The organism is Mycobacterium sp. (genome assembly GCF_049280035.1).
Classification (GTDB): domain Bacteria; phylum Actinomycetota; class Actinomycetes; order Mycobacteriales; family Mycobacteriaceae; genus Mycobacterium.
This window is the reverse complement of the sequence record NZ_JBAPPI010000805.1, coordinates 1-9,167: the sequence shown is the minus strand read 5'-3', so window position 1 is coordinate 9,167 and position 9,167 is coordinate 1. Positions and strand designations below refer to the sequence as shown.

Annotated in this window: 10 protein-coding genes, 1 tRNA gene and 1 pseudogene; 6 read left to right on the top strand and 6 right to left on the bottom strand. The window is 64.1% G+C overall.

Annotated features, from left to right (window positions below; all coding sequences use genetic code 11):
- Nucleotides 1-89 precede the first annotated feature (89 nt).
- The 3 genes from grcC1 to WAN71_RS25755 all read left to right on the top strand — a co-directional run bounded on the left by grcC1 (nucleotide 90) and on the right by WAN71_RS25755 (nucleotide 2,437).
- Nucleotides 90-1,097 (top strand): nonaprenyl/(2E,6E)-farnesyl/geranylgeranyl diphosphat synthase, encoded by a 1,008-nt coding sequence (grcC1, locus tag WAN71_RS25765; RefSeq protein WP_422228036.1) that lies wholly within the window; start codon nucleotides 90-92, stop codon nucleotides 1,095-1,097.
- Nucleotides 1,098-1,167: 70 nt separating this feature from the next.
- A complete protein-coding gene (gene htpX / locus WAN71_RS25760; RefSeq protein ID WP_422228035.1) occupies nucleotides 1,168-2,022 on the top strand; it encodes a zinc metalloprotease HtpX in 855 nt (284 codons plus the stop codon).
- Nucleotides 2,023-2,101: 79 nt separating this feature from the next.
- A complete protein-coding gene (locus WAN71_RS25755) occupies nucleotides 2,102-2,437 on the top strand; it encodes a type II toxin-antitoxin system HicB family antitoxin (protein ID WP_422228034.1) in 336 nt (111 codons plus the stop codon).
- A gap of 68 nt (nucleotides 2,438-2,505) precedes the next feature.
- Here the strand turns inward: WAN71_RS25755 and WAN71_RS25750 are convergent, their stop codons facing one another.
- The 3 genes from WAN71_RS25750 to WAN71_RS25740 form a co-directional block, all read right to left on the bottom strand.
- Nucleotides 2,506-3,531, bottom strand: a complete 1,026-nt coding sequence (locus WAN71_RS25750) for an NAD(P)H-dependent glycerol-3-phosphate dehydrogenase (protein WP_422228033.1) — start codon at nucleotides 3,529-3,531, stop codon at nucleotides 2,506-2,508.
- Nucleotides 3,532-3,653: 122 nt separating this feature from the next.
- The gene (locus tag WAN71_RS25745; RefSeq protein ID WP_422228032.1) at nucleotides 3,654-5,141 is read right to left on the bottom strand and encodes a flavin-containing monooxygenase; all 1,488 of its coding nucleotides are present in this window, start codon (nucleotides 5,139-5,141) and stop codon (nucleotides 3,654-3,656) included.
- A 17-nt stretch (nucleotides 5,142-5,158) separates the two neighbouring features.
- Entirely contained in the window at nucleotides 5,159-5,650 is a 492-nt protein-coding gene (locus WAN71_RS25740) for a YajQ family cyclic di-GMP-binding protein (RefSeq protein WP_422228031.1), read from the bottom strand.
- 83 nt (nucleotides 5,651-5,733) lie between these two features.
- Here WAN71_RS25740 and WAN71_RS25735 point away from each other — a divergent pair.
- Together WAN71_RS25735 and WAN71_RS25730 are read left to right on the top strand one after the other, a co-directional pair.
- A tRNA-Tyr gene (locus WAN71_RS25735) sits at nucleotides 5,734-5,816 on the top strand.
- A gap of 64 nt (nucleotides 5,817-5,880) precedes the next feature.
- A complete protein-coding gene (locus WAN71_RS25730; protein ID WP_422228030.1) occupies nucleotides 5,881-6,381 on the top strand; it encodes a hypothetical protein in 501 nt (166 codons plus the stop codon).
- Nucleotides 6,382-6,384: 3 nt separating this feature from the next.
- Here the strand turns inward: WAN71_RS25730 and WAN71_RS25725 are convergent, their stop codons facing one another.
- The 3 genes and pseudogenes from WAN71_RS25725 to WAN71_RS25715 all read right to left on the bottom strand — a co-directional run.
- Entirely contained in the window at nucleotides 6,385-6,801 is a 417-nt protein-coding gene (locus WAN71_RS25725; RefSeq protein WP_422228029.1) for a nuclear transport factor 2 family protein, read from the bottom strand.
- Between the two features lie 3 nt (nucleotides 6,802-6,804).
- Entirely contained in the window at nucleotides 6,805-7,170 is a 366-nt protein-coding gene (locus WAN71_RS25720; protein WP_422228028.1) for a VOC family protein, read from the bottom strand.
- Nucleotides 7,171-7,191: 21 nt separating this feature from the next.
- Nucleotides 7,192-7,308 (bottom strand): annotated as a pseudogene (locus WAN71_RS25715) (nuclear transport factor 2 family protein); the annotation flags it as partial.
- A gap of 104 nt (nucleotides 7,309-7,412) precedes the next feature.
- On the opposite strand from WAN71_RS25715, the gene WAN71_RS25710 reads away from it, so the two are divergent.
- Complete coding sequence (locus WAN71_RS25710) at nucleotides 7,413-8,864, top strand: flavin-containing monooxygenase (protein WP_422228027.1); 1,452 nt, start codon at nucleotides 7,413-7,415, stop codon at nucleotides 8,862-8,864.
- The last annotated feature ends 303 nt before the right edge of the window (nucleotides 8,865-9,167 follow it).

Below are 9,167 nucleotides of genomic sequence, written 5' to 3'. Positions count from 1 at the left end.
GCCCAAGCGGCCGCCGCCGACCCGGCCGGTCCGGCGCCCACCACCACCACGTCGGCATGGGAGTGCATGTTCACCAGTATGTTGGTCGCGTGAGGACTCCGGCGACTGTGGTGGCGGGCGTTGACTTGGGCGACGCTGCGTTCGCCACCAATGTGCGCGACGGGGTTGCTCGCATCGAGCAACTGATGGAAACCGAGCTGCGCGGCTCTGACGACCTGATGACGGAGGCCGTGCTGCACTTGTTCGAGGCCGGTGGCAAACGCTTCCGCCCGCTGTTCACGGTGCTATCGGCGCAGCTCGGGCCGCGGCCGGACGCCGTCGAGGTGACGATTGCCGGTGCGGTCATCGAGCTGGTGCATCTTGCCACGCTCTATCACGACGACGTGATGGACGAAGCAGAGGTGCGCCGCGGGGCGCCCAGCGCCAACGTGCGGTGGGGCAACAACGTCGCGATCCTGGCCGGTGACTACCTGTTCGCGACGGCCTCGCGGCTGGTATCACGGCTGGGCCCTGATGCGGTGCGGATCATCGCCGAGACGTTCGCCCAGCTGGTAACCGGCCAGATGCGCGAGACCCGCGGGGCGGCGGGCGGTGCGGATCCGATCGAGCACTACCTGAAGGTGGTGCATGAGAAGACGGCCTGTCTGATCGGGGCGGCAGGCCAGTTCGGCGCGATGTTCTCCGGTGCCGACGAGGACCAGATCCAGCGGCTGAGCCGACTGGGCGGCATCGTTGGCACGGCATTTCAGATCTCGGACGACATCATCGACATCGACAGCGACCCCGACGAGTCCGGCAAGCTGCCCGGCACCGACCTGCGTGAAGGCGTCCACACCTTGCCGGTGCTCTACGCGCTGCACGACAGCGGACCGGAGGCGGATCGGCTGCGTGAACTGCTGGTCGGGCCGATCGACGACGACGCGCGGGTGGCCGAGGCGTTGACGCTGCTGCGGGCATCGGCAGGCATGGCCAAGGCCAAGGACACCGTGGCGCGATACGCGGCGCAGGCGCGGGAGGAGTTGGCCGGGCTGCCCGAGGGCCCCGGACGCCAGGCGCTGGCCACGCTGGCTGATTTCACCATCAGTCGACACGGTTAAGTTCCGGGAACTCGGTGGCCCGTCATCGGCGTTTAATGAACGTGTCTCAGGTATGCGGAGGAGGAACTTGATGACCTGGCATCCGCATCACAACATGGCCAAGACGTTCGCGCTGCTGGTAGGCATGTCGGCGCTGATCGTGTTCGTCGGCGGGCTGTTCGGCAGAACGGCGCTATGGATCGCTGTGCTGTTCGCCGTGGGCATGAACGTCTACACGTACTTCAATAGCGACAAGCTGGCGCTGCGGGCGATGCATGCCCAGCCGGTGTCGGAGCTGCAGGCGCCGGCGATGTACCGGATCGTGCGTGAGCTGGCCACCACCGCCCACCAGCCGATGCCGCGGCTCTTCATCAGCGACACCGCCGCGCCCAACGCGTTCGCCACCGGGCGCAATCCGCGCAACGCCGCGGTGTGCTGCACCACCGGGATTCTGGACATCCTCGACGAGCGTGAGCTACGCGCGGTGCTGGGTCATGAGCTTTCGCACGTCTACAACCGCGACATCCTGATCTCGTGTGTGGCGGGCGCGCTGGCGTCGGTGATCACCGCGCTGTCCTACTTCGCGCTGTTCTTCGGCGGCAATAACAGGGAGGGCGGGAATCCCTTTGCGCTGCTGCTGGTTTCGATGCTCGGCCCGATCGCGGCGACGGTGGTGCGGATGGCTGTTTCGCGATCGCGGGAGTACCAGGCCGACGAGTCGGGTGCGATGCTGACCGGCGACCCGTTGGCGTTGGCCTCGGCGCTGCGCAAGATCTCCGGTGGTGTGCAGGCCGCGCCGCTGCCCCCCGAGCCGCAGCTGGCCGCCCAGGCGCACCTGATGATCGCCAACCCGTTCCGCAACGGCGAAAAGATCGGGTCGCTGTTCTCTACACACCCGCCTATCGCCGACCGGATCCGCCGGCTCGAGGAAATGGCGGGGCGTTAGTCACACCAGCCTCAGGAGTCTCCACAAGCCGACCATGCGGTGACTTCCGATTCGACGGCGCATGCGATATCACGCCAGTGTGAATCGCTACACATACCGCGCGGAATGGTCCGCTGAGCATGGCGAATACGTCGGCAGATGCATTGAATTGTCTTGGCTGTCGCGGTGGGCGCCGACCATGCAGCAAGCGATCGCGAGCGTTGAGCAGGCTGTCGACGAATACCTCGCTGAATGTGACGGAAGCGCGCCGCGGCCGCTGACCGAGGGGAAGTTCAGCGGCAAGTTTCTCGTCAGGACGTCGCCCGCGCTGCACGCACGACTGACTGTCGAGGCCGCCGAACAGAACGTGTCGTTGAATCAGTGGGTGGTGCAGAAGTTAGCTGATCGGCCACCAGTCGGCCTCTTCGACCTCTGATATCGCATACGCATCGATTTCGAAAAGAGAATGCCCCCCAGGTCACGGTACTGCTGTGACTGGAGTGCTCAGAAGCCCGCGCCGTGGACCTCGTGACCGGGTGTCTCCGCCGCCAAGCCGCGATAGGCGTCATCGACGGTCGCGCCGTGGTTGATCACTGCGTCGACTTCGCGGGCGAGTGGCATGTTGAGCCCGTACTTGTCGGCGAATTCCATGATCACGCTGGCGGCCTTGACGCCCTCGGCGACTTGGTTCATCGACGAGATGATCTCGTCGATGGGTTTGCCGGCGCCGAGCTGCTCGCCGACGTGGCGATTGCGGCTGCGCTGGCTGGTGCAGGTGACGATCAGATCGCCCATGCCGGCCATGCCGGAGAAGGTGTCGCGGTGCCCGCCCATGGCTTCGCCCAGCTTTGACATCTCGCGCACGGAGCGGGCGATCACCATGGCTCGGGTGTTCTCGCCGATGCCCATCGAGTAGCCCATCCCGACGGCGATCGCGTAGACGTTCTTCAACGCGCCGGCTATCTCGACCCCGACCACGTCGTCAGTGGTGTATACGCGAAAACGCCTGGTGCGGAACAGTTGTGCTAGCCGAGCGGCTAGATGCTGGTCGGGCATCGCCAGCACCGCCGCGGCCGCGTAGCCTTCGCCGACCTCGCGGGCGATGTTGGGCCCGGCCAGGATGCCGGCGGGATGGCCGGGCAGCACTTCGTCGACGATCTGCGACATCCGCATGTTGGTGCCCTGTTCGAGCCCCTTGACCAACGACACCACCGGCACCCACGGCCGCAACTCGGCTGCCAGTTCGGTCAGCACGCCACGGAACCCGTGCGACGGCACCCCCATCACGACGACGTCGGCACAGCTGGCGGCCTCGCTGAAGTCGGTGGTGGCGCGCAAGGTTTCGCTGAGGTCGACGTCCTTGCCCAGATAGCGGGTGTTGCGGTGGTTCTCGTTGATGTCCTCGGCGGTCTCTTTCGAACGCACCCACTGCAGCGTCGGTCCGCGGCGCGCGCAGATGGACGCGACAGTGGTGCCCCAGGATCCACCACCCAAAACGACGACTTTCGGTTCGCGCATAGCAGTTGCCATGGCGACCAGCGTATTGCCGTCGCCCAATCTTTACCGGCGGTTGGTTAGAAGTGGCCCCAGCCGCGCTGGCCGTCCCAGCTCCGGTGGACATGCTTTCGCCACCTCAGCCATCGGCGTGTCACCTATCCGGCCAGCGCCGCCTTCTCATCGGCGCGGCCGAACACCATGGCCTCTTCCACCCGGTCGAACCGGTAGTCGATGGCGTCAGCGAAGTAATTCTGCCGAACGTTCCACGGCCGCTTGGTGCCGGATTTGGGCAGGGCATGCGGCGCGCGCAGCACGTAACCAGCCTGAATGTCCCACGATGGCTTTTCGGGCATCGGCTCACCGTCGAGATGCGGATAGGCGTGTGTGTAGCCGTGAGATTTCATGTGAGCCAGCAGCTTTGCAGTCGCGCGGGCGGTCATGTCGGCGCGCAACGTCCACGAGGCGTTGGTGTACCCGACGCACCAGAACAGGTTCGGCACATCCTCCAACATGTGGGCCTTGTAGACGAACCGGTCCTGCGGCTTGATCTCACCGCCGTCGACGGACACCGTGACGCCGCCGAGCGCCTGCAGTTGCAGCCCGGTGGCGGTGACGATGATGTCGGCATCGAGATGCCCGCCGGACTTCAAAACGATTCCGGTGGAATCGAAGTGGTCGATGTGGTCGGTGACCACGTCGGCGCGGCCTTCCCCGATCGCGACGTAGAGGTCGGCGTCGGGGATCAGGCACAGCCGCTGATCCCACGGGTTGTAGCGCGGCTTGAAATGGGTATCGACGTCGTAGCCCTCGGGCAAGTTATTGATCGCGATGCGGCGGATCAACCATCTTATGTAGCCCGGTGTCTTACGCGCTAATAACCAGATCATGCCTTCGAGCAGGGCATTGCGCTGCCGGATGATCAAGTGAGCAACCTTGCCCGGCAACACTTTTCGTAGCAAATCCGCTGAAGAGCTGTACTTGGACGCCGAGAACAAATAAGTCGGCGAGCGCTGCAGCATGGTGACCTTGGCTGCCTTTTCGGCCAGCGACGGGATCAGCGACATCGCGGTGGCACCGCTGCCGATAACCACCATCTTCTTGTCGGCGTAGTCGAGGTCGTCCGGCCAATACTGCGGATGCACGACGGTGCCGCCGAACTCTTCGATACCGGGGAAGTCCGGGGTGTAGCCCTCGTCGTAGTTGTAGTAGCCAGACCCGAAGAACACGAACCGTCCCCGGTAGACCTTCTCTGCGCCGTCGTGCTCGGCGGTGACCGTCCAGGTGTCTGTCGAGGAATCCCAGTCCGCCGAGCGAACGTAGCTGTTGAACCGGATGTTGCGGTCGATGCCGTACTTGTGTGCGGTCGCGGTCAGGTACTCGCGGATATGCACCCCGTCGGCCACCCCTTCTTTGCGGGTCCACGGCTGCCACGGGAAGCACAAGGTGAAGATGCTGCTGTCGGAGCGGACGCCCGGGTAGCGGAACAGGTCCCAGGTGCCGCCGATCTGGTCGCGCCGCTCCAAGATGACATAGCGGGTCCCCGGGTTGCGTTCGGTGATGCGGTAGGCCGCGCCCAGGCCCGAGAAGCCGGCGCCGATGATGACGACGTCAACGTCTTGCGCGTCCGGTGGCGTCACACTCATGTCACCAGATTAGGCACCTATCGGTAGTTGACGAACTGCAGCGCCACGTCGAGGTCGGCCTTCTTGAGCATCGCGATGACGGCCTGCAGGTCGTCGCGCTTTTTGCTGGTGACGCGGACCTCGTCGCCCTGAATCTGGGTCTTGACGGTCTTGGGGCCGTCGTCGCGGATGAGCTTGGTGATCTTCTTGGCGTTTTCGCTGCTGATGCCCTGTTTGAGGGTGCCGGTGACCTTATAGGTCTTGCCGGAGGCCTGCGGTTCGCCGGCGTCGAAGGCCTTGAGGCTGATGTCGCGACGGATCAGCTTCTCCTTGAAAACGTCGACGGCGGCCTTGACCCGCTCCTCGGTGGAGCTGGTCAGCTCTATCGCCTCCTCGCCCTTCCAGGCGATCTTGGTGTCGGTGCCGCGGAAGTCGAACCGGGTGGCCAATTCCTTTGCCGCCTGGTTGACGGCGTTGTCGACCTCCTGGCGATCGATCTTGCTGACGACGTCGAACGATGAATCCGCCATTGGATCCGTTCCCTTTCCTGCCGAGGTTGGCCGTTTGCGCCCCCAGTACATCCTCGTTGTACTCTTGCTACCCGTACCACACCGGCAGATTGCCCGAGCGGCCAATGGGAGCGGACTGTAAATCCGTCGGCTTATGCCTACCCAGGTTCGAATCCTGGATCTGCCACCGAGGTCAGGGGTAGGTGGTCCCGCAGCAACGGGTTTGAGCTGCGGGCCGAGAGGAGAAACCTATGGCCCCAGACCGTCTGAGGAGTCTGGTCGGTTTGTGCGCCGCGCCGCTCACGATCGCGCTGTCGCTTCCCCCAACTGCCTCCGCCGACACTCCGTCGTGGAACGGCGAGTACGCGATCACATTCATGGTTGGTCCAAAGTCCGGGACCAGCATGGCCGTCGGTGACCCTGAGGGCCAGCACACCGAGACCTACGGGTTCCGCTCGAGCTGTACGAGCGGAAAGTGCGTCGCCACGATCGTCAGCGGCCCTCCGCCGAGCAATCCGACGGTTCCGCAACCGGTGCAATTCACCTGGGACGGGTCGTCCTGGACGCAAGTCAGCGATTTCCAGTGGGACTGCATGATGCCCGACACCACGATCCAATGGAGTCCGGCCCGATCCACTGTGCGCTACACGCCACAAGCCAACGGAACACTTGCCGGCGTCCTGCACACCGACATCTCGAGCGGCCCGTGCCAGGGCTGGATCGAGATGGACACGACGGCCGAGCGCGTATGACGGTCAGCTGGGGTGGCGTTCCGGCGCCCCGCTCGGGTCGTAGTACAGCTCCTGGCGGGCGATCCGGCCGTCGCGATAGCGGTACATCACCACGTACGTCGAGCGCAGGCGTTCCGCACCCTGGGTCCAGTCGAACTGCACGCGCACGAACGCCGCATCCGCACCGGGCGTGATGGCGTGCTCCACCGCCTCGTAGCGAATGGCCGCGCAGTCACGGATGGTGAGTGCGATGAACTCGAGTGTGCGCTCGACGCCGTCGATGCGCGCCGGCCAACCGAACAGACGTACCGTCGGGCTCACGTACACCACGTCGGGCTGATACAGATCACGTGCGACCGCCGGATCGCCGTCCGCGAATGCCCGCGCGAAGCACGCCTCCTGCGCAAGTAACGTGTCCTCCGAAATGCCGTGCGTGGTCAAGCCTTACCACTCCACGCCGGTGGAAACGCAGAACTCATTCTGCTCGGGGTCCGACATCCTCACCCATCGGGTTCCCCCAAAGCTCTGCACGCCTTCGTCGATGCGACGAGCGCCGAGTGCCTGCAGCCGACGGACCTCGGCCTCGACGTCGTCGACAACGATGTCGAGATGCATGCGGTTCTTGCCCGCCTTGGGTTCCGGTACCCCCTGAAGGAGAAGCGGTGAAGCGATGCCTGCTTTGGGAACGAGCACCGCCAGCTTCGCGTCCGTGTAGTACTCGCGATAGTCGAGCGCCTCGCGCCAGAACATTACGAGCGTCTCGGGCTCTGCACAGTCGAGCACCAGTTCCACCGCTGCCTTGTGTCCCATCGCGTGCCTCCCGGTTGGAAACTACGCCATCGCCGAGTCCGGGGCTGCCCAGTCGGTCGACACCTTGCGGTGCTTGATCAGCCAGGTATCCCCGTCGGGTACGAAAGTGTCGCGGTAGCGGCCGATGTGGTCGAGCCCGGCTTTGATATCGCATGTGACATCGTTTCCGAACCACATGTCATGGTCAGTTCTTGATGCACACGTGGCCGTTGTGACTCGACTCGTGAGGCACAATCCTTCCTGTGAGCACAGCGCCGAATAAGCCGACGGTGGCAATCGTCGGCGCTGGCCTCGGCGGGATCGCGATGGGCATCCAACTCGCGCACGGCGGCTATGACTTCACGATCTTCGACAGCGGCGACGACTTCGGCGGGACCTGGCGCAAGAACACCTACCCCGGTGCGGCCTGCGACGTGCCCTCGCACTTCTACTCCTACTCGTTCGCGCTGAACCCACGGTGGAGCAAGACGTTCGCCGATCAGCCGGAGATCCTCGCGTACATCGAGAAGATCGCCGCCGACCATGGCCTGGCCGAGCATCTTGTCCCGCGCACCCGCGTCACGACGTTGCGGTGGTCCGACACCGATCGGCGATGGACGCTGACGAGCGACGACGGCCAGAGCCGCGAGTTCGACATCGTGGTCAGCGCCGTTGGAATGCTGGACGTTCCCAACATGCCCGACATACCCGGCGCCGACCGCTTCCGTGGCCGCGCTTTTCACTCGTCGAGGTGGGATCACTCCAAATCGACTGCGGGCGAACGTGTTGCATCGATTGGCACCGGGGCGAGTGCGGTCCAGTATGTCCCGGCGATCGCCGCGGACACCGCGCACCTAACGGTATTCCAGCGGACACCGATCTGGGTTTCGCCGCGGTACGACGAGCCGTTCACCCCGGAGCAGCAGGAGCTTTTCGAACGCGACCCGGCGGAAGCGCTGAAGGTGCGAGATGCGGCATACCAAGACTACGAGTCGGCGAATTTCGCCGTCGATTCCACGATGACCACAGAGCTGACCGGCATGGCGCACAGCTATCTGCATCGCAAAGTCAAAGATCCGGAGCTGCGTGCCAAGCTGACCCCGACCTACCCCGTCGGATGCAAGCGACCACTGCAATCGCGCACCTGGTTCCCGACATTCGCGTTACCCAACGTCACGCTGGAGACCTCGCCCATCGTCGAGTTCACCGAGCGCGGCCTGCGCACGGCTGACGGCAGACAGCACGAGGTCGACACCGTCATCTATGGAACCGGTTTTCGGGCAGTGGATTTCCTTGGCAGCCTTGACGTGTTTGGCGGCAGAGGACGCCGACTCCATGACGATTGGGCCGACGGCGCCGAGGCTTACCTGGGCACCGTGGTGCCGGGATACCCAAACCTGTTCACGCTATATGGCCCCAACACCAACGGGGTTACCTCGATCATCTACATCCTGGAAGCGCAATCCGAGTTCGTCCGTCGCGTGCTTGACGACATGGGTCGTCGACAGCTCCGGGCGGTCGAGATCAAGCAGCACGTCCACGATCAGTACAACGCCGAAATCCAGAACGCGCTGTCGACAACCGTGTGGGTTGCCAACTGCAACAACTACTTCCGTCACCCCAACGGCAAGGTCGTCACCCAGTTCCCCTACAACGGCCAGACGTTCGTCGAGCGGCTATCGCGAGTCGATCTCGACCAGTTCCTCCAGCTCTAGTTGAGACTCTACGATCGGCGTCCCTGCGTTCTGGACGAGACGAGAGTAGGGTCGAGACCGTCGGCGCGCGAAGCGGCAATTTCGAGACTCATGCTTCAGCGACTCGAAGACATCGAGAACGCGACTACCGCGGCACCTGTGACGCCATCTGGGTGCGCGGCTCTGGCATCGAGCGTCGTCGCACACGCCGTGGTCGACTGAAGGTTCAACTATCGGGCTGAAGAAGAAGCTGGAACAAGAAAAGTGAACATACCGGCGCATACCGTGTCGTTGATCATTGTCGAGCCATCCAGGCATTTGAGC

Coding starts and splice junctions, on each gene's coding strand:
- WAN71_RS25720 (WP_422228028.1), bottom strand. CDS start 7,170: ATGGGACACAAGGCAGCGGTGGAACTGGTGCTCGACTGTGCAGAGCCC.
- htpX (WP_422228035.1), top strand. CDS start 1,168: ATGACCTGGCATCCGCATCACAACATGGCCAAGACGTTCGCGCTGCTG.
- WAN71_RS25740 (WP_422228031.1), bottom strand. CDS start 5,650: ATGGCGGATTCATCGTTCGACGTCGTCAGCAAGATCGATCGCCAGGAG.
- WAN71_RS25730 (WP_422228030.1), top strand. CDS start 5,881: ATGGCCCCAGACCGTCTGAGGAGTCTGGTCGGTTTGTGCGCCGCGCCG.
- WAN71_RS25750 (WP_422228033.1), bottom strand. CDS start 3,531: ATGGCAACTGCTATGCGCGAACCGAAAGTCGTCGTTTTGGGTGGTGGA.
- WAN71_RS25745 (WP_422228032.1), bottom strand. CDS start 5,141: ATGAGTGTGACGCCACCGGACGCGCAAGACGTTGACGTCGTCATCATC.